The organism is Pseudomonas sp. AK181 (genome assembly GCF_051122975.1).
Classification (GTDB): domain Bacteria; phylum Pseudomonadota; class Gammaproteobacteria; order Pseudomonadales; family Pseudomonadaceae; genus Aquipseudomonas; species Aquipseudomonas lactis.
Map to the genome: position 1 here is coordinate 5,688,334 of NZ_CP146348.1, position 24,328 is coordinate 5,712,661.

General features: G+C 56.6%; 16 protein-coding genes and 1 pseudogene. 13 read left to right on the plus strand and 4 right to left on the minus strand.

Features of this window, described 5'->3' with window-relative positions:
* Nucleotides 1-164 precede the first annotated feature (164 nt).
* From V8689_RS26090 to V8689_RS26100, 3 genes are all read left to right on the plus strand, one after another.
* Complete coding sequence (locus tag V8689_RS26090) at nt 165-2,303, plus strand: ATP-dependent nuclease (protein ID WP_032902226.1); 2,139 nt, start codon at nt 165-167, stop codon at nt 2,301-2,303.
* Complete coding sequence (locus V8689_RS26095; protein ID WP_032902225.1) at nt 2,303-4,087, plus strand: UvrD-helicase domain-containing protein; 1,785 nt, start codon at nt 2,303-2,305, stop codon at nt 4,085-4,087. The genes V8689_RS26090 and V8689_RS26095 overlap by 1 nt, the downstream gene beginning before the upstream one ends.
* A gap of 423 nt (nt 4,088-4,510) precedes the next feature.
* Complete coding sequence (locus V8689_RS26100; protein WP_056785433.1) at nt 4,511-4,843, plus strand: ATP-binding protein; 333 nt, start codon at nt 4,511-4,513, stop codon at nt 4,841-4,843.
* 16 nt (nt 4,844-4,859) lie between these two features.
* On the opposite strand, the gene istB is transcribed toward V8689_RS26100, so the two are convergent.
* Both istB and istA read right to left on the minus strand, forming a co-directional pair.
* Nucleotides 4,860-5,609, minus strand: coding sequence for an IS21-like element helper ATPase IstB (gene istB, locus V8689_RS26105; protein ID WP_056791631.1), 750 nt, complete (start codon nt 5,607-5,609; stop codon nt 4,860-4,862).
* Between the two features lie 19 nt (nt 5,610-5,628).
* A pseudogene (gene istA / locus V8689_RS26110) lies at nt 5,629-7,173 on the minus strand (IS21 family transposase); the annotation flags it as partial.
* A gap of 155 nt (nt 7,174-7,328) precedes the next feature.
* Here istA and V8689_RS26115 point away from each other — a divergent pair.
* Nucleotides 7,329-8,921 (plus strand): ATP-binding protein, encoded by a 1,593-nt coding sequence (locus V8689_RS26115; RefSeq protein WP_076965241.1) that lies wholly within the window; start codon nt 7,329-7,331, stop codon nt 8,919-8,921.
* Nucleotides 8,922-9,289: 368 nt separating this feature from the next.
* Here the strand turns inward: V8689_RS26115 and V8689_RS26120 are convergent, their stop codons facing one another.
* Nucleotides 9,290-10,252, minus strand: a complete 963-nt coding sequence (locus tag V8689_RS26120; RefSeq protein ID WP_032902223.1) for a hypothetical protein — start codon at nt 10,250-10,252, stop codon at nt 9,290-9,292.
* A 277-nt stretch (nt 10,253-10,529) separates the two neighbouring features.
* Here V8689_RS26120 and V8689_RS26125 point away from each other — a divergent pair, with 277 nt between their 5' ends.
* From V8689_RS26125 to V8689_RS26150, 6 genes are all read left to right on the plus strand, one after another.
* On the plus strand, nt 10,530-10,748 hold the full coding sequence (locus tag V8689_RS26125; RefSeq protein WP_032902222.1) for a hypothetical protein: 219 nt from the start codon (nt 10,530-10,532) through the stop codon (nt 10,746-10,748).
* Nucleotides 10,749-11,629: 881 nt separating this feature from the next.
* Nucleotides 11,630-12,304, plus strand: coding sequence for a class I SAM-dependent DNA methyltransferase (locus V8689_RS26130; RefSeq protein ID WP_050587213.1), 675 nt, complete (start codon nt 11,630-11,632; stop codon nt 12,302-12,304).
* 13 nt (nt 12,305-12,317) lie between these two features.
* On the plus strand, nt 12,318-13,247 hold the full coding sequence (locus V8689_RS26135; protein ID WP_032902221.1) for an isopenicillin N synthase family dioxygenase: 930 nt from the start codon (nt 12,318-12,320) through the stop codon (nt 13,245-13,247).
* Between the two features lie 22 nt (nt 13,248-13,269).
* Complete coding sequence (locus V8689_RS26140; protein WP_081036805.1) at nt 13,270-14,640, plus strand: NAD(P)-dependent oxidoreductase; 1,371 nt, start codon at nt 13,270-13,272, stop codon at nt 14,638-14,640.
* Nucleotides 14,637-15,740: a mandelate racemase/muconate lactonizing enzyme family protein gene (locus V8689_RS26145; RefSeq protein WP_032902220.1), complete on the plus strand. Its 1,104-nt coding sequence runs from the start codon at nt 14,637-14,639 to the stop codon at nt 15,738-15,740. The genes V8689_RS26140 and V8689_RS26145 overlap by 4 nt, the downstream gene beginning before the upstream one ends.
* Nucleotides 15,741-15,781: 41 nt before the next feature.
* Entirely contained in the window at nt 15,782-16,918 is a 1,137-nt protein-coding gene (locus V8689_RS26150) for an aromatic ring-hydroxylating oxygenase subunit alpha (RefSeq protein ID WP_032902219.1), read from the plus strand.
* Nucleotides 16,919-17,230: 312 nt separating this feature from the next.
* Here the strand turns inward: V8689_RS26150 and V8689_RS26155 are convergent, their stop codons facing one another.
* Nucleotides 17,231-18,136, minus strand: a complete 906-nt coding sequence (locus V8689_RS26155) for a LysR substrate-binding domain-containing protein (RefSeq protein ID WP_032902218.1) — start codon at nt 18,134-18,136, stop codon at nt 17,231-17,233.
* A gap of 171 nt (nt 18,137-18,307) precedes the next feature.
* On the opposite strand from V8689_RS26155, the gene V8689_RS26160 reads away from it, so the two are divergent.
* The 3 genes from V8689_RS26160 to V8689_RS26170 are packed head-to-tail and all read left to right on the plus strand — an operon-like array spanning nt 18,308 to nt 24,306.
* Nucleotides 18,308-19,162, plus strand: coding sequence for a DMT family transporter (locus V8689_RS26160; RefSeq protein ID WP_236453633.1), 855 nt, complete (start codon nt 18,308-18,310; stop codon nt 19,160-19,162).
* Between the two features lie 37 nt (nt 19,163-19,199).
* On the plus strand, nt 19,200-23,294 hold the full coding sequence (locus tag V8689_RS26165) for an SDR family oxidoreductase (protein WP_032902216.1): 4,095 nt from the start codon (nt 19,200-19,202) through the stop codon (nt 23,292-23,294).
* 4 nt (nt 23,295-23,298) lie between these two features.
* A complete protein-coding gene (locus V8689_RS26170) occupies nt 23,299-24,306 on the plus strand; it encodes an NAD(P)-dependent alcohol dehydrogenase (RefSeq protein ID WP_032902215.1) in 1,008 nt (335 codons plus the stop codon).
* The last annotated feature ends 22 nt before the right edge of the window (nt 24,307-24,328 follow it).

A 24,328-nucleotide genomic window follows, 5' to 3' on the forward strand; every position in this document is an offset into this window, starting at 1 on the left:
CCCAACACTTGCAATCATGTGATAAAGCTATTGCGAAGCAGCGCAATCGCTGCGCCTACTGCTGGCGCCTGCAAGCGGTTTCTGTGGGAAAATCATTCCCCCTCACGCTACCATCGCTCACAAACGAACAAGGCTGTTTATGAGTGTTGGCGCTCTGGAGAATTATGCACATTTCCAAAATGACTTTGGTCAACTACCGAAACTTCAGCAATACAACGCTGAAGTTTCAGCGGGGCGTCAACACCATCATCGGCGAGAATGGCGCAGGTAAGTCCAATATCCTACGCGCAATCCGTCTACTACTGGATGACACCATGGTGCGTGCCGCCTATCGACTGGAGGAATCGGACTTCTGCCGATCGCTCGGCGAATGGCGAGGCCACTGGATCATCATCAGTGTTGAGTTCGAAGAGATCAGCGCTGACGAAGCCGTGCAGGCGCTATTCCTTCATGGCACGGCTGCGCTCGAAGGCGGACCGCTGGCGAAGGCCACCTATAACCTCATCTTCCGTCCGAAAAAGGAGATCCGGCTCAAGCTGGCTGCTCTCGATGTTTTTGATGATGAAGAGCTTACGAGAATACGTAATGCCATCACGATTGACGACTACGAAACTGTGTTCACAGGAAGAAGCGGTGCCGATTTCAGTGACCCCTCCGTCTACCAATCGATCGTGGGCGATTTCGATACGTGTATTTTCAGTGCCGAGACTGAATTTCCTGAGATAGGGGCTAAAGTCCCCGGATTTCTCTCGGTTACGAAAGAAGTGTCACTGACCTTCATCCAGGCCCTTCGGGATGTCGTGGCCGAGTTTCACAACAACCGAACGAACCCGTTGTTTACGCTTCTTAAAAGCAAGAGCGGCGAGATCGATCCAGTGTCGATGCTTCCCATAACCGAGATGGTCAGGAACCTGAATGCCTCTATCGAAGGCCTCGAAGACGTGCAGTCGGTTCGTAACCACATTCGGGAAACCATCAAGGATGCGGCCGGAGAAACCTATTCGCCTGCTTCGCTTTCGATCAAATCTGACCTACCAGACGAAGCAGAAAAATTATTTCAGTCGCTGCGCCTCTTCGTCGGCGAGACCGATGACGGGTATGAGGGTGGTATCCATGAGCTGAGCTTGGGCGGAGCGAACCTTATCTACCTGACGCTGAAACTCCTTGAGTTCAAGTATCAGCGCGAGAAGCTTGCCATTGCCAATTTTCTGCTAATAGAGGAGCCCGAAGCGCACATCCACACCCACATCCAGAAAACTCTGTTCGACCGTATTTCCTACAGCGATGCCCAGATCATCTACACGACGCATTCGGCCCACATCTCCGAAGTGAGCAATGTGAGTAACGTCAACATTCTGGGACGGCAAGGCTCATATTGCGAGGCTTATCAACCCGCTACGGGGCTCGAGCCATCAGAGGTGAGAAGCATCCAGAGATATCTGGATGCCGTTCGTAGCAATTTGCTGTTCGCTAAAAGCGTGCTGCTCGTTGAAGGCGATGCGGAGGAGATACTGATCCCAGTCTTGGTGAAGAAGCTGCTAGGGCTGAGCGTTGATGAGTTGGGTATTAGCGTCATCAACATACGCAGCACGGGGTTCAAAAACGTCGCGGTCCTTTTTCACGACCTCCGAATCCGCAAGCGCTGTGCGATAGTCACTGACCTTGATACCACCTTCTTTGATGTGACGCCGCAGCCAACTGACCTTGAATTTCTGGCAAGCAAGAAGCGCAAGGCGATAGGTTCCCAAAAAGCTGGCGCCGAACGCAAGGTTGGCCTCGATGCCTTTGTCGCTGGAAACCCTTGGATCTCGGTCTACTATGCACCACACACCTTTGAAGTTGACCTCGTGTCAGCGGGCAACGAGGAAGCGTTTGTTCGAGCAGTGAGTAAGATCTATAAAGCGCCGCACACTATCAATGAAGCGGTGGAGGCCCTTCGATCAGGTCAGCCTCATCTGGTAGGTTTTCGTGCACTGTTGATGGCTGAGCATGAAGGGAAAGGCTGGTTTGCAATCATGCTCGCCGAAGAACTGGACCATCAGGTAGCGATCCCTCCCTACATCCTGCAGGCCATTCACTTCGCACATGGGCACATATCCCCTCTGCTGCTCACCAGAATCCTACACTATCGAGTTGCCCGCCAAATCCATGCCGATCCCTCAGGGCAACCACGACTAGCACTCCTCGGGGGGCAGGTTGAGCGCTTCCAACGCGGCGAAATCGATCTGATGTTCCTAAAAGCTGCGGTCGCCCTTGCGTTACCAGGCGATGCCATTAATTCGTTCATGGCGGGCATTGCCTAATGTTTGCCTGGGATCCCCGTGAATTGAACGCGGAGCAGTCAGCCGCAGTGGAAGAACCTTCGAGCGTATTCCTCATCGCATGTCCTGGTAGCGGAAAAACTCGGACTTTGACCTATAAGATCGCTTATGAGCTTTCGCGGAGCATGGACAAGCGGATTGTCGTGGCGATTACTTATACGCACCGCGCTGCAGATGAAATCCAGGAGCGCATAGAAGATCTCGGCGTTGACACGTCAAAGCTGTGGATCGGGACCATTCACTCATTTTGCCTCGAGTGGATCATTAAGCCATATGGCATCTACCTTCCAGAACTTTCCCGCGGCTATCGAGTTTTAGACAAGCACGACCGCGAACTCATGCTTGATCGGCTATGCGCGCCCTACGCAAAGATCACCCACTGGGATTGCGATTACTACTTCAGCGAAACGGGCTATCACCTAGGCTGCAAAGATGTTTGGAAGCATGAGACACTCCATAAAATTCTTGGCGAGTATTTTCGCGAACTCACGGACGCGCGTCAGATCGATTTCGAGCTGATCCTTTGGTATGCGCAGATACTAATGCGCGATCAAAAGCAAATTGCATCGATTCTCGCTTCGGTCTTCTCATATGTTCTGGTAGACGAGTATCAGGACACGAAGCAAATTCAGTATGGTCTTCTTACTGCTATTTTGCGTGCCGGAGCAGGGCGAACGAAGACCTTCATCGTCGGCGATCCGAACCAAGCTATCTACGGCTCGCTCGGTGGCTACGCAATTCCGGTGGCTGATTTTCGTGCTAAAGCTGGCATCCCGATAAGAGAAATGGCACTTACCCGAAATTACCGTTCGAGCAAGAGGATCATTTCCCATTTCTTGAATTTCAACGTTTATCCGACATCAATCGAGAGCGCAGGATCGAATGCGTCGTTTCCGAGCAAGGTTTCGTACAACCAGCACGTAACACTCCCCGATTTGCATGACGAGCTAGTACGACTGATCCAGGCAAGCCTCGCTGCAGGGTATCCACCTGAGGAGATCTGCGTGCTAGCCCCATGGTGGATTTTATTGGCATCGACGACGCGTCAATTAGTACGGATGCTTCCGGATCAACAGTTTGACGGCCCTGGTTTAGTCCCCTTTAGCAACGATATAGACAATTTCTGGTTCAAAGTTTCGAAAATCATCCTGACTGAGTCATCGCCGAAGATGCTTGTTCGCCGCATGCGATGGGCAAGAGATGTGATCAGCGACTTGGTTGATCTTGGCGTTGATACATCGCGTCTGACGCAGCGGCTCCTGTTGAGGGAATGCAACGCAATTTCAATCTCCGAGATGGATGGGATTGCCTACCTTGACCAAGCCTTCACCGCACTGCTTGAACGACTCGGTGTAGCCTTGAATAGTTTCCCCGCATTGGTGGAGCATCGCGATGCGTTCTTTCGCAGCTCACAATCTCGGATCGACAGGCTCCAAAAGGACGGAGCCCCGTACATCAACGACATCTCTTTCTTCAGGAAGGTATTTCGCGAGCGGACAGGTATCACCGTTTCGACGATCCACGGTGTAAAAGGTGCCGAGTACGATGTGGTCATCGCGTTCGGCCTTCTTGAGGGGATGGTGCCTCATTTCACTGAGGCAGCAAGCTTGGATTCCGCTAACAAACTGCTCTACGTCGTAGGTTCCCGTGCCCGCAAACATCTACACCTGATTTCTGAGAGCGGACGTCCCCAAGGTCGCTATGGGAACTATGCGGCTACAGAGGCCCTATTCGCATGTGCCTTTGACTACGACGCAGCCGAGTAGCATCCCGCCTGATTTTTGCCATCTGAAGTACGCCTCGTCCGTGCACATTGTTGGTCGCGGTAGGGACGGCAGTTACCTGCCGCCCCCCGCACAGATCCGTACATGCGGAACTACCGCATACGGCTCCTGCCTCGGGTAGGTTCCTTCCTCGTTTCTGAATCAACGGGTCATTCAGTTCTAAACCAACGCAGACGCCTTTACAGCGCAAAGCATGAAGGCCGGCAGCGTAGTAATTCAATCGCTTTCAGCGTTGATATGCATCGGGCGGGGGGAGGGGCTCGGGAGGGGGCGACATTGCAGGGACTTCTTTCCCTACGCGGCGAGCCATTATTAGGCCATCCCCGTGTAGAATGAGCCGAAACAGCCATTCGTGCAAATCGTTGATGTGCTCGGGGCCGACAACCTTCCATGATGGAATGCGAGATGCAGCAAGCAAATTTTCAGGTTGACTCCCGACTGGCAACGTTGCTCAGCCAAGATTACTCGACGACAGAAAAAGCTCTTAAAGAGTTGGTTGATAACGCATGGGATGCGGATGCAGAAGAGGTGGTTATCGAACTACCTGAGCCATTGACCAATGGCCCTATTGTTATACGCGACGATGGTAACGGGATGACTCGCCGGGAGCTTGAGTCTCATTATTTGAAAATTGCATCTGATCGACGGATGCGGACTAATGTGCGTATTTCGCTCATCGTGACCGGTCATTTCGCTAACAACGTGACCGGTTTCTCCACCCGATTGCGCGGGGTCTAAATTCTAACCGCATCGGTCACGATGCCGCTTCTTCTTCCGTCTTTTTACGTCGCAGCGACTCACCCTTCATCACGATTCGATACGCGCTGTGCACCAGCCGATCCAGCAAGGCGTCGGCCACTGTCGGGTCGTTGATCCAGCCGTGCCAGTGATCAACCGGCAGTTGGCTGGTCAGTACCGTCGACCGCAAGCCGGCGCGGTCGTCGATTACTTCCAGCAGGTCGTGCCGGGCGTTTTCTTCCAGCGGTGCCAGCGCCCAGTCGTCCAGGATCAGCACGTCGACCTTCGCCAGTTGCTGCAACGTGCGGCCGAAGCTGCCGTCGCCATGAGCGATCCGCAGTTGTTCCAGCAGGCGTGGCGTGCGCAGGTATAGCGTGCTGTAGCCTTGGCGGCAGGCCTGGTTGCCCAGAGCGCAGGCGAGCCAGGTTTTGCCGACGCCGGTTGGGCCGGTCAGCAACAGGTTGTGCTGTTGGCGGATCCAGTCACCGCTGGCCAGGGTTGCGAGCTGGCGTTCGTCCAGGCCTCTGCCCGGACGGCGGTCGAGGTCTTCCAGGCAGGCACCGGCGTATTTGAGCTTGGCTTGTTTGCGCAGCCGTTCCAGGCGTTTGTTGTCGCGCCAGGCCAGTTCGCGGTCAAGCAGCAGACCGAGCCGATCATCGAAGCTCAAGCTGTGGCAGGCCGGCAGTGTCCATTGCTCTTCCAGCGCAGTGGCCATGCCGCTGAGGCGCAGGTGGTGCAACTGGTTAAGCGTGTGTTGCGTCATCATTGAACAGCTCCTTTTGGGTGTAATAGTCAGCACCGCGCACGTTCTCGTGACGGGCGGGTTGAGCGGCGGCGGTGGTCTTGGGCAGCGGTTGCTGGTCGAGCCCTTGCTTGAGCAGGTTGCGCACGGTGCGGCTGTTGAGTGCACGCAGTTGCACCGCGCGGCTGGCTGCCGCCTCCAGGCGCTCGTTGCCATAGTGGCGAGCCAGCGAGAGCAGACCCAAGCAGGAGCGGTAGCCCATCTCCGGATGGGGTTTGTGGGTCAGTTGATGTTCGACGATCTGCCGGACGTGCGGGCCGATCCGCTCGCCCCAGTCGAGCAGGCGCTGGGGTGTCCAGTCACGATGGGCCTTGTGCGAGGCCGGCATGTGTTCGCTCTGGGTGCTGTAGGCGCCGCGCCGTTGCAGCAGCAGGTGGCTGGCGACTCGCCGGTGTCCATGCAGGATTTCGACGGTATGGGCGCTCACTCGGGCGTCGACGCTTTGCCGGGCCAAGGCCGAGGGCACGCTGTAAAAGCCGCCATTCACCTCGATGTGGTAGTCGATGTTGACCTTGCAGCGTTTGAAGGTCACCACCTCATAAGGATGCGCCGGCAGCGGTTTCAGCGCCGGCTGGTCGAGCTGCTCGAACCAGTCCCGCCGGCATCCGTCGAGCTTTTTGAACGGGCGTCGGTTCAAGTCCTCCAGCAAGACGGCAATGGCCTGATTGAGGGCATGCAGGCTGAAGAACTGCTGATGCCGTAACCGCGCCATGATCCAGCGCTCGACCACCTGCACCGCCACCTCTGCCTTGGCTTTGTCCTGCGGCTTGCGCGGGCGCGCCGGGAGCATGATGGCGCCGTAGTGCTGGGCGCACTCCAGTGCCGCACGGTTCAGACCCGGCTCGTAACGGTCAGGACGGGCCACCAGGGCACGCGGGTTGTCCGGGACGATCATTTCGGGGACGCCACCGAAGTAGCCGAGGGCCTGGCTCAACGCCGTCAGCCAGTCCACTTGCGTTTCGCCCGGCGTGGCGCACGCGTAGGTGTAGTTCGAGGCACCGAGGGCCGCGACGAAAATGTGCGCCTGGCGGATCTCGCCGGTGGCGGCGTCGATCACCGGCAACGTTGGCCCGGCATAGTCGATGAACAGCTTTTCACCCGCGCGGTGCTGCTGACGCATCGAACGTTTGAGGGTACGGGCGTAGCAGCGGTAATGCTCGACAAACTGGGTGTAGCGGTAGGTCGGCTGGTCGGGATGAGCGGCGGTGTATTCCTCCCACAGCAGTTGTAGCGTCACGCCTTTGCGACGCAGTTCGCGGTGCAGGGTGATCACGTCGGGCAACACGCGGCCGCCGCGTGAGTGCACGACATTGGCGGCCGGCATCAGGGCGGCGCCAAGCGCCGCTTCATCCAGTAGAGCCAGCGCGGGCCACTCGATGCCGGTGTCGCGCGCCGCCTTGATGTACTTGCTGACCACGCCCTTGGACAGTTGCAAGGCGCGGGCGATCTTCTCGTGGGACAGGTCGGCCTCGAACTTGAGGCGCAGGCATTCTTTGATATTACGCATGGCTACTCGCTGCGCCGCCATCCTTCGATTCCCCGAAATGGGACTGAGGGTGGCGGTGCGTCAGGTCATGCGCAACGCAGTGGAGGATATTTCGCTAACAACGTGACCGGTCATTTCGGTAAGAGCGTGACCGGCTGTTTCGGAACAGGCGGAAAATCGGTCACGTTGTTAGCGAAATGAGCGGTCACGCGTTAGCGAAATGGGCGGTCACGATGTACCGAAACGGGCGGTCACGATGGGCCGAAATACGCACTAATGGACGTACCTCAAAAAAACGGCGTCCGATCAAAGGCAAGAAAGGGATCGGAAAATTTGCTGGGTTGATGTCCGCTTCGGTGATGCGTCTCACCACAATGGCCCGTGGCCAACAGATTTCGTTCACGCTTGGTATTGAGGACCTTGAGTCGGCGTCCGATATTGAGCACTTGACGCTACCACTTGAGGTGAGCGAATGCAGCTTCGAAGATCATGGAACCTGCGTGACACTGACGCATCTTCGTCAAGGGCTACGTTACCCAAGTGCTGATCGACTACGCCAAGAACTGATCATGGAGTACGGTCGGCAGAAGGACTTCAAAATTATCATCAATGGTAAACCGCTGGGCATTGATGATCTTGAAGGCGAATTCACTGAGGTGCAAGGTACGTTTCCTGATGCGGGGGATGCAACTCTTCGTTTTGCCATTAGCAAAAAGAAAAGTGGTCTGAGACGCCCCGGCATTACTTTGATGGTGGAAGGAAAGGCAGTCGGTAAGCCTAGTTATTTTGGCTTGGAGAACAGTGATGAGATTCCTGCTCGTCTGCTGAGAAAGCTGTATGGCGAGGTCGAAGCTGACGGGCTGATGGACTATGTAACTGCCGGTTGGGACTCGGTAATCGAAAACAGCGAGGCTTACCTACAGATCGTCACCTTCGTGCAGGCAAATTTGGTTGAGGCTTTCCGCTCTACACACGGTATGGAAATGCGGATGGCGCATGCTCGCTTGCAAAAAGCGGTCGCCGGCCGATTGGAAAAACTGCCCCAGCACAAGCGCGAGTTTGCAGATCGAGCAATCAAGAAGGTTTTGAAAAAGTATTACGACGAACCTGCCCACAAGGTACAGGCTCTCGCATTTGTCGTTCTTGAGGCCGTAGAACGTACCGAATACCGCTCTATCATCGAGCATCTCGCTGAAGCAAATCGCGGCGATATCGTTAACCTTGCTGATGCGCTGGAGAGCTTTGGCCTTGCCGACATGGCCGTTCTGGTCGACCAAGCTAAAGCCAGACTGCAGTTCTTGGATGACTTGGAGCGCCTAGTCCGAAATGAAGGCTGCCTTGAGTCAACGGTACACAAAGCTATAGAAGTAAATCTTTGGATTTTGGGTGCTGCATTCACGATCTTTAGTTCCAATATCACTTTGAAACGGCAGATTGAGGAGCTGCTGAAACAGAAGTACTCCGGAGCGCTAGGCACGACCCGTCCAGACTTGCTGTTGAATGAAAGCCTGCTGGGGGAGTTCTTACTGATCGAGTTTAAGCGTCCCTCGCATCCTTTGAGCTTTGCGGATTACCAGCAAGCAACTCGGTATCGGCATGAGCTTACCGGGTATAGCGCTAAGCCAATAAAAATTCTAGTAATAGGAGGGCGGATTGATGGCTTCCCGACCCGAGAGCTTGAGCCTGGAGTCAGCTGCCTATTGTTTACAGATATTATTTCCACAGCACGCCGACAAATTGAATGGCAGCTTCAACGTGCACCGGGTTTTCCTGGCGCACTGCTGATGTAGGCCGTATTTTGTGGGTTTTGGACAGATTCCTGGCTCTAGCCTTCGGAATCCAGCAGCCCCGGGAGGGCTTGCCATTTTGGCTTGTGACAACACCTTAAGCATGGCCGAACGTTTCAGCCCAGGAAAACGAAGCAATTTACGGCATTGCATACCTGCATGACCGCGTGGTTTTTAAAGCCCAAAATAGAGCGCGGGCGGTACAAACATTGAATCACAACCCAACTGTATGTGCAGAATCCACAGCTGTTTTTCCGTTCATCCAGTCTGGCTATCAGAGCAAATCGGTCAACCGCTGAACTCAATACAGTCGTGCACACTGTGATGGGGGGGCACCCTCGAACACGTGAGTAGGAGGTACCTGCTCTGCGTTAGAGCAAGTAAATCTTCTCGTGCGCGCCACTCTTCCTGATTTTCGTCGTTTCGAACGCATAGTCATGTTCGTCAAAATTACACTCCGAAATAAAGTGAGTGTATTTCAAACTCTTCACGCGGGTCATGGCCTTGCTTTTACGCAGGTCCGTCGTTTTATTCTGAACATTCATTTCAGGTGAGAAGTAATTGATCAAACCGGCTTCGGCGGCGAGCACGAGATTTTCTTCCCCCAGGTTTAGATAGTCGTTAGGCTGTTTGATGGCCATGCCGTCGCGAGACGCCATCGCCTCGAATCGTGGCGTGAAGAAGTACAGATAGATTTCCGCTTCGTCCTCGCATTCTGCCTGGGCTTGCTGCACACGCTTGTGCCCGTCCATTCGGTCAGACAGCTCCATGGCCTTGCCGATGTACATGACTTCGTATTTTTCCGGAAGGTCATCGGTAACACGCAGCAGTTGATGAGCAAAGATGATATGCCTGTTTTTATCCTTGGGCGTCGGGTCCGCAGGTGTCAGGAAATGGTAGGCGATTGCCCGATCCGCGCGCTCCTTCTCCCCGCTTCCCGGCATGACGGCTGCGACCAAGGGCTCTCGCTTCAGCAGGCGCTCATACTCATCCGCGGACTTGACATATTGAATCATTGATTGCAAATGGGCCGGGGTCGGAAAGTATTTTTTATTGATAGCCGGCGCGCCATGCAGCAGTTGAGCAATGTTGACCTTGTGCGGGCGCGACAGCATGCCCTGCGAGGCATACTTAAACACGATCTGGCATTTTTTGCTTAGACAGACACTGGAAAACCGCGCTTTGCGTCGTTTGACAAGAAAATAGATTCGTCCACTTCTGAATCTATCCACTGCCTCTAGAGGTTCCTCGAATTCGCGATATAACTTTTCGGCCGTAATGAAAAACGCATCCACTAGATGAGATTTAAGAATTTTGAACGGTGGTTTTATCATGACTACTCCTTAGGCGATGTCATTCCATAACACCTGGCGCATCATACTGGATCGCCTCTGGCTTTTTTTGACGCTGAGTGACTGCCCCTGGCCGTTCACTGCTGGTCATGGTTGCGAGGGGTTGGGTCAAATCCATTACAATGGCTGGTTAGGTCGACTGCAAATGAGTCGTCAAGTCAGTGCAACTACCCAGGTGTCAGCGGATCTAGAGAAGTGGCCGCCAGCCAGCGGCGTGTTCAGCTAGTCTTCCCACACCAGTGACTCAAGGACGATCCCCATGCCAGATAACTCTGAAGCCAACATAGCCACAGCGGATGCTCTCACGCTGCTCCTGCACAACCAGCACGCCCTAGCAGCGGCCCTTGAAGAAGTGACCAAATGGATTTCAGAGAATGGAGTGGAAAGTGTCGCCGCTAACGCAATGGGGGCCATGGAAACGCTGGACAAAAATGCACGAGCCGTCACCGATGCGATTATGCGCCTACGCCTGTTATAGGCATCATCTAACGCCCGCTGCCCCTTGCAGGTACCGAAATGATTCTGCTGGATCAACCTGTAAGGAAAGTCAGTACTTATCGTGGATGGGAAGCAAGATTTTCAGATCTAATACAGGCGGGGCCAATGGAGTGCTATCTCGTGAGGTATTCCATTTGGTATCTCAATCAAAATACACAACTAATATTAACGATAATAATCAATAGGATAAATTACCGTTTCAGATTACCTTGGAAGATTGATCTGGCTTCTGCTCCACGACACGATGGTGCGTGCTGCCTAAAGGTTAGGACGAACCAGAGTCCAGCGGTTCGCTAGGGAAAATGGAATCGTCGTGCCTTGATGAACGTAAGGTGACCACAAGCTTATCCATAGCGTTCATCGTCAACGACGTCATAGACCAGCTTCGCTCTGCCCGCTTTACAGGTATGTATAGACCGGGGACATAGTGGTAAAGGATGCCCGCATCTTGCTGTCCAAAGGTCTTCGGCGGTAAAGGCAAAGGCTTTGCCATTCAGCAGAATTTTGTCCACCCAGCCCTTGTGCCTTGGCTACCAGGCTCGCCACCCGTGTGGCGCCATGATCGCCGAATAAATTAAGCAATAGCATGGGCGTGGTGCCCTGCCTGCATTAGCGTGATGATGGCTGAAGGTAAGGCGTCAAGGTACTGAGGAGTTTTCTGTCAAGGCAGGCTCATTGCTTCTTGATGATCAGCGGAAAATAAATGCAATGTATAACGAACAGTTAACTATAAGGAATAATCTGTAGGATAAGTCGTCTACCTGCTATTTACAGCGCCATAGTTGACGAATAAGAATAGCCCTCCAAGCAGCAACCACTGTTCAATTCAACCTGAAGATTAATTTTTTCGGAGAATACAGAATGGCCAGCGAAAACTACGCTATCAAAGGTGGCCGACCTTTACCGCCAACTTCCGTTAACCAGGCGCTTAACTTTGATCGTGACTATTCGCGGTTGAGGAATTATTACGAAACCTGGTCAGTCGATTATGACAACGATGTATCTGAAGAAAACTACTGCGGCCCCCGCATGCTCGGTGACCTCTTCGACTCGTTGCTCCCGGCCTCTGAAGCGCGCCGCCCCATGCGAATCATGGATGCTTGCTGCGGAACCGGTCTGGTCGGTAAAGAACTGATGCTGCGGGGATTTTCGCCTGTCGATGGTTGTGATTTATCGCCGGCCATGACTAACTTGGCGCGCGAAACCCGGGCCTATGCAACATTGTATGGTGGGGTGGATCTTACTGAACATAATCCAATGATCGCTGACAACCAGTATGACGCAACCTTTTGCTGCGGTGCATTTATCGAGGGCCATCTACCCACAGAGGCCATCCATGAGCTTATGCGAATCACAAAAAATAGCGGACTGATCCTACTGAGTACGCGCTGTACTTTTTATACAGCAGAACACTTTGACTCCCTACTGCATAAACTAACGGCCTCCAGACAACTTTCTGTATTGCCTTCGTTTATGAACGCCGCTTACTTGAACGACGTGCAAGCCCACTACTTGGCGTTTGCCGTCAACAAATAATCAGGAGTCGAACATGGATGTGCTCAATAGTATTTCCCTTGAGCGTCTTGAATCGACCCAAGCAGATTATGAAATCAGCTGTTTGCGCAAATGTTGCGTCAATGATGGATTCTTCTACCTGGCCGATCATGGCATACAGCCCTCGTTGATAGCGGATGCCTTGGACACCGCCCGCCAATTCTTCGCGCTGCCACTGTCCACCAAGAACCAGTTCTGCCAGGACCGGCAAGTGGTCATCCCCAAGACGTGCCGTGGATATGTCGATACGTTTGGCGAGACCTTGCATCCCCCCACCGGCCCGGATCGAAAGCAGCATTTCGACATGGGCCGGGAAGCGCCGGCCTGCGACTTGCCGTTTACCGGGCCGAACCTGTTGCCCAGCGAGGGTCAGGCCCCCGGCTTTGCCAAGTCCATGCTCGCTCTGCAACAAGAAGTACTGGACCGGGTAGTGCCCGCACTACTGCGCGGCTTGGCCCTATCCCTCGGGCTGGACCGTGATTTTTTCCAGGCGTTTTTTTCCAACCCGGTGCTGATCCAGCGCGCGCTGTATTACCCACCCTCGGGCAGTGGCGCGGGCAAGCACACCGACAACGGCATGTTCACCTTGCTGTTCCAGGACCCGCGAGATGCCTGCGCCCTCAGTGCCTTTTCACAAGGCCGCTGGATCGACGTTCCTTGCCGCGCCAACGAAGTGGTGGTGAATCTCGGCGATATGTTGATGAAGTGGAGCAACGGCCTGTTTACCAGTACGCCGCACCAGGTGATCCACCGTGCAAGCAGCGCCAGGGTGTCACTGCCGTTTTTTGTGTACCCGGACATTGATGCCGTGTTTACCCCGCTAGGCAGTGATCAAACGGTCGCCTGCCGGCAGGTCATGCTCGATAACTTCAATTCCATCTGGGTATCCGGCCAGGGCGCCGGCAGGGCGCGCGAGTTCGCTTGAAGCGGCCCACAGGAGAAGCGATATGCACACCGCAGAGCCAAACAAAATCGCCTTCATCGGCGTTGGAAATATGGGCCGGCCACTGGTGGAGCGTCTGCTGCTCGCCGGATACGAGGTTCAGGTGTATGACATCGACCCGACACGTGCGAGCTCCGTGATCGCTGCAGGTGCTCGCTGGAAGGCCACCCCCGCGCTGTGTGCCAGCGGTTGTGGGGTTGTCGTGACCTGCCTGCCCCTACCCCATCATGTGCTGGAAAACATGACCGGGCCGGAGGGTGCGCTGGCCGGGATGGCGGAAAATTCGGTATGGATCGATACCTCCACCACCGATTACCACAACACCCGGCATATCGCCGGACTGGCCCGACAAAAACACATCCATAGCCTTGAAGCCCCGGTCAGCAATCTGTCGCATATGGGGGTGGATTTCGCCAATGTGTGTTTCTACATCGGTGGCGACAAAATCGGTTATCAATCAAGTCACAGCGTGCTGGAGACCATGGGCCGCAAGGCATTTTATGTAGGTGAGATCGGCACCGGGCAGTCCGTCAAGTTACTGACCAACCTGCTGTTTTACGCCGCCACCGCCGTGTGGGCCGAGTTGCTGGTGCTGGCCCGGGCCAATGAGATCCCGCTGCACTGGTTCTGGGATTTCGTAAAAACCTCCCGCGGTAACTGCTTTGTCAGCAATCAGTTGACCCCGTTTATGCTCGACGCCAGCTACGACCATTCGTGCACCCTGGAGATCACGGTCAAGGACATGAGCCTCACCGAGGCGCTGGCCGATGAGTTGGGGGTGGCGATGCCCTTGGGGCGGATCATCGCTGATCGTTATCGACAGGCCGGAGCGCGGTTCGACACTCAGGACAATCACGTCAAGGTCGCAGCCTTGAGCGAACAGGAAAACAGCATTGCGCTTGCGCTGGCCGACTTCCAGGCACCCTCGCCCTACGGCGCCAATCGTAACTACCGACACAGCGGCGCTTTTACCGAGGATGCCTTCGGCCGGATCACCCCCACACTGCCGGGAACGTTCCACTCCGGCATCCGGTTTACCGACAACCAAAAGATCAAGCTGGCGACGCATCTGGTGGAATTCCTCGCCTGTATCAACCGGGTCATCCTCGGGGAGGCCGCTGAAATTGGCGGCGCCATGGGCCTGTCGCCCTCGCTGGTCACCCAGGTCGTCAACTGGAGCTGCGGCCCTAGTTGGGTGGCCGAACACATGGACAGCTACGAGCCGTGCTTCGACAGCATCGCGGTAGTCGATCAAAAACGCCATGAGCTAAAGCTGAGCGTTATCAACCGGATTTTCCAACAATCGATCCTGGATGTTGCCATCTCGCCCCGCATGGCGGGTCTTTCCGAGGCCGAGGGGGTACTTGTGCCATGAAAATAACGTCCATCAAGGTCTACCAGTTCGACGTCCCGCTCAAGGAAAAATACAGCCTCAGCGGCGGTCGCCTGCACTATGCCGCGCTGGATTCCACCGTGGTCGTGATAGGTACCGACAGCGGTTTGCTGGGGGTGGGTGAAAGCTGCCCATGGGGCGCCACCTACCTGCCGGCCTATGCCAGAGGCGTACGGGCGGGGATCGATGAACTGGCGCCCCATCTGATGGGGGAAAACCCGTTGCACCTGGACCAGATCAACGAGCGGATGGACGTGATGCTGCCCGGGCACCCGTATGTGAAAGCGGCAATTGACCTGGCGTGCTGGGACATTCTCGGCAAGCACTGCAACCTCCCGTTGTATGCCCTGCTGGGGGGTAAGTTCCAGGACTCGATTGCCTTGCAGAGCAGCATTCCCACAGACAACCCCGACCTTATGGCCACACACCTGGCGGCCGCCCGACAGCAGGGTTACCGCACCCATTCTTGCAAGGTCGGCACCGGTGTCGAAGAGGATGTAACGCGGATCAACTACCTGATTGCGCAGCGTTTGCCGGGCGAGGTGATTACGTTCGACGTCAATCGTGCCTGGACGGTGGCCGATGCCGTCGCGGTGATGAACAGCGTGCAGGATCCTACGGTGTGTTTCGAACAGCCCTGTGAGTCCATGGATCAGTGCCGCGCCGTGCGCGAGCTGACTCGTAATCCGATTATCCTTGATGAGTCTATTGTGACCCTGGCAGACCTGGCGTATGCCCAACGCCATAACATCACTCAGGTCATCGGGCTGAAAATCGGTCGGGTCGGTGGCTTGACCAAGGCCCGGCAACTGCGCGACTTCTGCATCCATCACGGAATCCAGATGAACATTGAGGACGTCGGCGGCACCTTGATTTCGGACAGCGCCGTCATGCATCTGGCCACCGCGACGCCAGCGCGTTTTCATCGCGCGAGCTGGAACTGCTGCCGGCACCACGATGTGCAATTGGCCACGGGTGGGTTCGATATTCGCCAGGGCCGCGCGTATGTACTGGACAGCCCGGGGCTGGGGCTCGAACTCGCCCCCCGGCATTTCGAATCACCGGTCGCGCAGTACAGTTGAGCGCCGCGGCCCTTTCCACCACGTTGATCCATGGAGGCTCCATGTCCAGCGCCCCATCATCCTTGCATCTGGCTCGCGGCTTCGACGCGGATCCCTTTGCATCCTTCACCTTACCCAGCGAACACTATGTGGATAGCCGGCTCTTCGAACAGGAAATGGAGCTGATTTTCTGCAAGACCTGGCAGTACGTTTGCCACGTTTCAGCCTTGGCCCAGGCCGGTGACTATTACGTCCGGGACCTGGGTCGCCAGAGTGCCCTGGTGGTCAAAGACAAGGACGGCGACTTCAAGGCATTCCACAATGTTTGCCAGCATCGTGCACACCGGCTCGTGGAGGGGAGTGGCCATGTGCCCGGGCTGTTGACCTGCCCTTACCATGCCTGGACCTATAACACCCAGGGCCAGTTGGTCAGCGCGCGAAAGTCCGAGCATCTCAAGGACTTCTGTACTGAGCAGGTGCAACTCGTGCCCATCCGGCTTGAGGTATTTTGCGGGTTTATTTTTATCAATTTCGACAGCAAATGCGCATCCATGCAAGCCCTGCTTCCCGGCCTGGAAGACTCCATAAGATCCTTTGCTCCGGCGCCGGAAAAATTGTCCCATGCGTATTCCAAGAACTACAGCGTGCAGTCCAACTGGAAAGTTTCGGTGGAAAACTATTCGGAGTGTTATCACTGCCCGATGTGCCATCCGACATTGTCCATGGCCACCCTTGATCTCAAGAGCTACCACTTGGCGATCCATGAGCATTACCACGCCCATGTCAGCCACGACAGTGGAACAAATCAAGGGTATACGATGAAGGAAACCTCACCACAGTCCCGTCAGTTTGGTGCATGGTACTTATGGCCAAACTTTTGCCTGGAGGTGTACCCAGGGGGCTATATGAATGTCCTGCACCACATCCCCATCGCAGTGGATCACACCTTGCAAGTGGTCGAATGGTTTTGCGATGCCGCCACACCCACTCGGGAAGAGCAGGAAGTCATCGATTTTGTAGCGGTTATTCGCGAAGAAGATGTGCCCCTGTGCGCTAGCGTCCAGCGGGGCTTGAGCAGTGATGGCTACCAGCAGGGACGTTTTGTCGTTGACCCGGGCCTGGGTGCTAATAGCGAACATGCCGTGCATGACATCCAGAAAAAAACCCTGGCGGCCCTTGGCCTGCTGACACCCTCTTAGGGTCTTTGAAAACGCCCCCTTGGGGTTTATGTCGAGAGCGAGGCTGCGATAGTGGTGTATCAGATGCCATAAGTACCGGCAGTGCTACCGTCGCCACCTAATAGTAATCTGGCCGTTGAGCCGTGCGCGTCTCCTTGTCGGAGCTGGCTTGCCTGAGGTGGTCGTTAATGATGACGTTGAATATCTGACACCCTGCGGTGTTCCAACTGCCGCTATCGCAAGCGAGCTCCTCAGCGAACGGTCCTGCGCTCTAGCTTTCGCTGTTAATCTGCCCTGCCTTATCAGCGAAGGACCGAACGCAGGCATTGCGCCTCAGTCACCAAAGGATGACTTCAACCAATCCAGCAACTGCCGGGCTGCCGGACGCAGGTTGGCGTCTCGCCATTTGTAGACGCTCAGAGCTTCCGGCAGATGGGTGGATTCGGCAAAGGGCCGTACCAGGTCGCCGCTGGCGAGCATTTTTTCGGTGGTCCGACGCCACCCCAATGCAAAACCGAACCCCTCGACACAAGCCTGCATCATCACTGGATAGCTGTCGAAGAATTTGTCCTTGGAGCCACCCGCCTTGATGCCGAATTCCAGCAACCAATCGTTCCAGGTGCTCCAGTCTTGCGGTACTGCAACGTGGTGCAGCAGCGGCAGGTTGGCCAAGTCCGCCAAGACCAGCGGCGTGCTGCCAAAAGAAGCGAGGTAGCGTGGGCTACATACCGGATAGATGTCATCGCTCAAGGTAAACAGCCGCGTGTGATCGCCAGAAGCCCGGCCTGAGGTCTGGATGGCGATATCAAATTTTTCAGCGGTTGCGGTGATGGGCTGGGTCGATGCGTTAAGGCGCACCTCCAGATCCGGGTACTTCCTATGCAGCGCGGGAATATTGGGCGTCAGCCAATAGAAAGCTTCGCACAACTGTGCCACTAGGACTACTTCGCTGCTTTCCCGGCCTTTTTTCAGATCTTCGGCTTGCGACGCAATACCCAGGAATGCCGTCCGAACGGCATCGCGAAATTCGACACCCGCCGCCGTCAGGAATACCGCCCGATTTCTGCGGGTAAATAACGCAACACCCAGGAATTCTTCGAGAGAACGCACCTGTTTGCTAATTGCGGCCTGGGTCAAGTTCAACTCTTCAGAGGCTTTGGAAAAGCTCTCAAGTCGCGCCGCCGCTTCAAAAGGCACAAGGCTGGACAGTGGGGGCAGTGAGCGTTTGAAATTATCCATAATTTTCAGTCCTTCTGCGTAACCATAAGTCACTTTAAATACAGCCAGTGCGCACTCAGAATCCTTAAAGCCGTTAATCAAGGAAAACTCATGTCTGGAAGCACTACGATAACCGCCACTGATAACCGACAAAGCATTCTTATCGTTGTAGGTTCGGTATTTTTGCTCTCGGTGTCAGACGCCATCATAAAGGCAACCAGTGCCGAGACTTCAATGTGGCAACTGTATGTAATCCGTTCTGTGCTGGCCTCGGGCATTCTGATGGCGCTGGTGGTTCACCTGCGCGGCGCCACGAATTTGTGGCCGCTGTCTCCCCTGTGGGTGGTGATAAGAAGCCTGCTGCTGTCGTTGATGTGGATCGCCTTTTACGGCGCACTGCCCTTCATCAGCCTGACCGTCGCCGCCTTGGCTATCTATACCACACCTCTGTTCATCGCTTTGTTCTCGGCCCTCTCCTTGAAGGAGAACGTGACCACACGCAAATGGCTGGCGATCTGCCTGGGTTTTGTCGGGGTCGTGATTACCCTGGCGCCGAGCACCGAAGACTTCAATACCTATGCGCTACTGCCTGTACTCGCCGCTATTTTATACGCCCTTGCCGTGGTGGTGACCAAGGGCAAATGTGCCGATGAGGACCCCGTACTCTTGGCGTTGGCCATGAATGTCGCGTTGCTGATCATTGGGGTGGTGGGCAGCTTGGTGGTGCTGCAGACCGGCCCGCATTTTCCGGTGGATGACGGTTTACGATTCCTGATTGGAGGCTGGTCGGCCATGGGCCAGGGCGACTGGTGGATCATGATCGTATTGGCGGTCCTGATGGTAGTCGTCAGCATCGGGCTCGCCAAAGCCTACCAAGTTGGTGAGACCTCGGTCATTGGTGCGTTTGACTACACCTACCTGATTTTTGCCATCGCCTGGGGCGCCCTGTTGTTCAACGAAATGCTGAACGGCCGAACCGCTACCGGCCTGGTCCTTATTCTGCTGTCGGGTTTCATTGTGCTGAAAAAACCCGCAGGCGAGCGCTAGACACCTCACGTGTACAGGCCCTGCCCAGGAGCTGTTTATGCTGACGTCATCTCATCTGCCCAACGTAATTCTCTGGGCCGTCTCCCGGAGCCGCTCGACCGCCTTCGAGCGGGCCGTGATGCAACATCCAGACGTGAGGGTGCTGCATGAGCAGCTGTCGGAACCCTTCCTGTTGCAGCACTTTCCCGCCAAGCATGCGCTGATCGAGCGCACCCGGCAGGCCGAACAAGGCCCCGTGGGCATCACCCGCTACAGCCAAGCGATGGACCTGCTGTGCCAACGCCCCGCTTTGCCCCTGCGACTGCAATTTGCTAAAGAGATCGCCTATTTTTTTGACTTCCAGGCCATTGATGGCGCCTGGTTGACGGGTTTCAAGCATGTCTTCCTGGTACGCCAGCCACTGGATGTCATGCAATCGCTTTATCGCGTCAGCCAGGGCGGCGGTACCACTTATTTCGATGCCGCCGAGTCGGGTTTCGATGAGCTGGCGAGCATTCATAATCTAGTACTGGAGCATTGCCCCAGCGACCAAGTGCTGTACCTGGACAGTGACGCCGACTTGATGGGGGAGACCCAAGGCACCCTGATGCGTTTCTGCGATTTTGCCGGTATCGACTATTCCCCACGACTGTTGTCATGGGAGCCGGAACAGATTGCGCAATGGCAGTTTTTCAAGGGTTGGCATGATGAGGCCGAGCGCTCATCCGGGTTCGCCCCGGTGACACACTCGGCCATGGAATTCCCTGAGATAGTGGAACAAACGGCGCGGAACAAGCAGGTGATTTATCGGTTTTTCCAGCTATCCGCCACCTGGCAACGGCTGGCTGATGCAGCGGATCACCTTAAGTGCCTGCATGAACCGATCACGACGCGACTCCAAGTCCTGTTACTGGCCCCATCCGACGAGCATCGCAGTAGCGCCCTGCAACTGGCGGCCCATCTCCCCGAAGACTATGCCCTTTGGCTGTTGGACAGCAGCGGCCAGATGCTGAACGAGGAAACCATGCGTGAACTGGCCATGTTGCAGGACGGGCCTCTGGTGCTGCTGACGACCGACGAAAATATAGCCTATTGCTCTCCCGCGCAGGCGCGTCAGCGGTTCCTGTGCCTGATGGCACCTGACACGCCATCGGCCAGGGCCCTTGACTTGCCCCTGATAGCCATCGATCCGTCCAACCCTGGCGCTCAGGCCCCGCGAATCAGTGCGCAACTGGCAACCCTTGCGCTAAATGCGAGCCTACGTAGCCGCACGCATCAAATCGCCAGCAACCGCCACGCCAGCACTGCCAGCGCGCCGGGCCTATCATGGCAGCAACACTTCTTTCGCTTACTGGACCAAGCCCCTGAGAGGTTGGTCGCGATGACACCGCATAGGCAACTGAATGCCAGGCAACTGCATGCCCATGCCACCACGCTGGCCGAACGCCTGTCGAAAGTTTGCACCCATAGCGGCTGGGTGGCTATCCGCCTGGACAAGGACCTTCCAAGCCTGATCACCATGACCGCCTGCAGCCTGCTGGGCTGGCCCTACCTCGATATTCCTCACTGGTATGGCCTGGAGGCTACCGCCAAGGCCCTGACCAACCTCCAGCCGGTGGTGGTGGTAGGTGACACCACCAGTCTCAACGACTTGCCGCCCGGTTATCGCACCCTGGTGTTCGACGAACTGGACCCCGCGCCCGCTGCCGTAACCCGACGTGCAGCTGTCGTCAATGACCTAGCTTACGGCCTGCTTACCTCCGGCACTACCGGCACGGCGAAGATTGTCACCATCGCCGAACACGGTCGCCTTGATTCCCTGGCGCTTTGGCAACAGCACATCCGCCCGGGCGACCGAGTGGGCCTCAATGCTTGGATGGCTGGATATGTCTACTACCCTATTTTCAGCGGTGCCACCGCCTGCCTGATTCCGGATGCCATGGTGTTGGATCCTCAGGCTCTACGGGCATTCGTCCAGTGGGGCCAGCTCAGCCAATTGATGATCACCCCCAGCCTGGCGGCAGGCCTGATGCAGGATGAGCCGGCGTTCAAACAAGCCTTTGCCGCAGTGCATTGCCTGTGGCTGAGCGGCGAACAACTGCCAGCGACCACGCGCCAGAATCTCGTGCGCTGCCTGCCGCATTGCCGGGTGATCGACCTGTATGGCTCGAATGAAGCCGGAGATGTCGCGTTATCCGCCCCGGACGGACATCTGCAATTTACCGCCGGAACCCAGGCCTACGTGCTAGACCCGGCCCTCGATTGCACGCCGCTGGGTGGCCACGGTGAACTGTACGTCCATACCCCAGGCCTCAGCATGGGCTACCTCAATGACGACGCGGCAAACCGCAGTGCCTTCGTGGAAAATCCAATGGCCACCGACTGCCCGACGCTGGCACACCGGCTGCTGCGCACCGGCGATATGGTGCGGCTGAGCGAGACCGGAGAGGTTTATCTGATAGGGCGTGCGACGACCCATTTGAAGGTGCGCGGTTTCAAGATCTTCAGCGCAGACGTCGAGCGGGTATTGATGACTCACTCCGAGGTACGCAGCGCGCTGGTCACTACCCGTGGCGAGGGCCAGGATATGCAACTGGTGGCCTTTATCAGCGCCCGAGACCCCGACAACCCTCCAGCTGCTGGCGCCCTGCGCCAGTGGGCAGGCCAGCACCTGCCCGCATTCAGCGTGCCACTGGGGTACTTTCTTGCCGCGTCGATTCCGGCGGGAGCGAGCCAGAAGCGTCTGGGTGCCCAAGCCCTGTTGCTGCAGCCTTTAGCACCGCTGTCGGATGACCTACCGCCGCTGACGCCGCTGCAAGTACGAGTGGCAAGGCTGTGGGCGCGCTGCATGAACCTGCAAGGGGTCACCCTGGGGCCCGATAGCGACTTTATCGATATTGGCGGCAGCTTGTTGCTGCTGGATTTGATGACGCGCATCAATCGCGCATTCGAGACGAACCTTACGATTGCCGATATCACCCGCGACTCGACGGTGGCAGGGATCAGCAGGCTGCTGGCCCATCGGCTGCAAGGTACGCCGCTGTTGGAAGTGGCCTTTTCGGTCACGGCAGAAGCCGAGCGTTATTTGGCCCGGTTGACCACGGCTGTGGCGAGCCTGCAGCAGGCGCCGCGACGCCTGGCCCGACGCACAATCATGGTCACCGGAGCGACTGGGTATCTAGGGCGCAGGGTGGTTGCCGAACTGCAACAAACAGCCGGTGTGGAGACGATCTTGTGCCTGGTCCGTGCGGATGATGCGGCCCAGGCTCAACGTCGGGTAGCCAAATTGGGATTGTCGCCCCGCACGGCTCGGGTCGAGGGCATGGCCGGGGATCTGGCGCAACCACAATTCGGCCTAGCGAGCGCGGCCTATCAGCGGCTGTGCCAAGACGTGGACTGCATCATTCATTGCGCCGCCGACGTCAACTGGCTCAAGCGCTATGAACGCCTGGCCCAGACCAACGTCGGCGGTGTGGTCGAGGTGCTCGGCCTGGCAGCCGCAAACGGGGCCGGCGTGGTGTTTGCCTCGACCCTACCGGAGCCGGTGCCATCGACCGGCTATAACCGCGCCAAGCTGGTGGCCGAACACTTGGCCATTGCGTTTTGCGAAAGCCGCGGGCTGTCCCTGAACATTCTGCGCTGTGGCGACATCAGCGCCCCCGCACATCCCGACAGTGGCGCGTCGATAAACCAGGAGGACTATGTCGGGCTACTGATTCGCAGCTGCTTGGCCCTCAATGCCTGGCCAGACGAAGCGAGCTGGTCAATGAACCTGACCCCCGTGGACTATGTCGCGCAGGTATTTACCCACACAGCGATCCACGGCCAGGCCTTGGGTTCACCGCCCGTACAGCACCTGTATAACCCTGCGGCGAACCTCAAATGGACCCAGTTATGCGCCTGGATACAGACGCTTCTGGGACCAACCCAGTATGCACCACTGCCCCTGGAACAATGGCAGGCCAGACTCAAGGAACAGGCCCCTGGCAAGGCCGTGTTGCAGCGCACGCTGTTAATCCTGCCGATGATCATTGATGACTTCAGCTACTTCAACCCTCCACCGCCGCTGCTACTTGATCATTTGGAGTGCCCGGTGATCGACGCTGAATGGACCCAACAGTACCTCACGGCACTGAACCTAACCCAGGAGTGAACCCATGACACGCACTACTAACGGCTGGGCCGCCTATGGGCCGGGCTCTCCACTGGAACCGTTCACCTACCTGCGCCCGGATCCCGGGGCCAACGAAGTGGAGATCCAGGTGACCCATTGCGGAGCCTGCACCAGCGATCTGCATTTGATTGAAGGCGATTGGGGTGAAGCTTCCCAATACCCACAGGTGTGTGGCCATGAAGTTGTGGGGCGCGTGGTGCGCACCGGGTCGGCAGTTACCCACCTTAGCCCCGACCAGCGCGTCGGCGTCGGCTGGTACAAGGGCGCCTGCCTGGCGTGCGAGTGGTGCCTCAAGGGTGAAGAGCAACACTGTGCGGCCGTGCTGCCAACCTGCAGTAACGGGCAAAAAGGCGGGTTTGCCGACTTCCTGACCTGCGACAGCCGCTTCGTGTTCTTGCTCCCCGACAACCTGCCCTCTCATGTGGCCGCGCCGCTGTTCTGCGCCGGGCAGACGGTGTTCACCGCGTTGCTACGGGGCACCCGGCCAGGCATGCGCGTGGGCGTGTTGGGCATCGGTGGGCTCGGCCACCTGGCCATCCAGTTTGCAGCCAAGTTCGGCTGCACGGTCACCGCGTTATCGAGCTCCGATAACAAGAAAGCCCAGGCATTACAGCTGGGTGCGCGCCATTTCTACACCCTGGACTTGGCCACGTTGCAGGCACAGGAAAATACCCTGGACTTCTTGCTAATCACCGCTTCCAACGACCAGGACTGGGAACGGGCCATCGCCCTGCTGCGCCCCCATGGCACCCTGTGTTTTGCCGGGATGCCCGGCCCGGTCACGCTGGACATTCCTGCCATGACCTACAAGACCTTGACCGTCAGTACCGCCAACGTCGGCGGGCGTCACGACATGCTGAAAATGCTGGAATTTGCCAGCGAACACCATGTCTGGCCGATGGTGGAGATTTTCCCGACAGAGCAGATCAACCAGGCCTTGGACGCCCTGCGCAACAACACAGTGCGCTACCGAGCGGTAATTGAATTCTGACTGTCATCCGCCCCCATGGAGA

Coding starts and splice junctions, on each gene's coding strand:
- V8689_RS26145 (WP_032902220.1), top strand. CDS start 14,637: ATGAAAATAACGTCCATCAAGGTCTACCAGTTCGACGTCCCGCTCAAG.
- V8689_RS26150 (WP_032902219.1), top strand. CDS start 15,782: ATGTCCAGCGCCCCATCATCCTTGCATCTGGCTCGCGGCTTCGACGCG.
- V8689_RS26090 (WP_032902226.1), top strand. CDS start 165: ATGCACATTTCCAAAATGACTTTGGTCAACTACCGAAACTTCAGCAAT.
- V8689_RS26100 (WP_056785433.1), top strand. CDS start 4,511: ATGCAGCAAGCAAATTTTCAGGTTGACTCCCGACTGGCAACGTTGCTC.
- V8689_RS26130 (WP_050587213.1), top strand. CDS start 11,630: ATGGCCAGCGAAAACTACGCTATCAAAGGTGGCCGACCTTTACCGCCA.
- V8689_RS26170 (WP_032902215.1), top strand. CDS start 23,299: ATGACACGCACTACTAACGGCTGGGCCGCCTATGGGCCGGGCTCTCCA.
- V8689_RS26140 (WP_081036805.1), top strand. CDS start 13,270: ATGCACACCGCAGAGCCAAACAAAATCGCCTTCATCGGCGTTGGAAAT.
- V8689_RS26155 (WP_032902218.1), bottom strand. CDS start 18,136: ATGGATAATTTCAAACGCTCACTGCCCCCACTGTCCAGCCTTGTGCCT.
- V8689_RS26165 (WP_032902216.1), top strand. CDS start 19,200: ATGCTGACGTCATCTCATCTGCCCAACGTAATTCTCTGGGCCGTCTCC.
- V8689_RS26135 (WP_032902221.1), top strand. CDS start 12,318: ATGGATGTGCTCAATAGTATTTCCCTTGAGCGTCTTGAATCGACCCAA.
- V8689_RS26115 (WP_076965241.1), top strand. CDS start 7,329: ATGAGCGGTCACGCGTTAGCGAAATGGGCGGTCACGATGTACCGAAAC.
- V8689_RS26095 (WP_032902225.1), top strand. CDS start 2,303: ATGTTTGCCTGGGATCCCCGTGAATTGAACGCGGAGCAGTCAGCCGCA.
- istB (WP_056791631.1), bottom strand. CDS start 5,609: ATGATGACGCAACACACGCTTAACCAGTTGCACCACCTGCGCCTCAGC.
- V8689_RS26125 (WP_032902222.1), top strand. CDS start 10,530: ATGCCAGATAACTCTGAAGCCAACATAGCCACAGCGGATGCTCTCACG.
- V8689_RS26120 (WP_032902223.1), bottom strand. CDS start 10,252: ATGATAAAACCACCGTTCAAAATTCTTAAATCTCATCTAGTGGATGCG.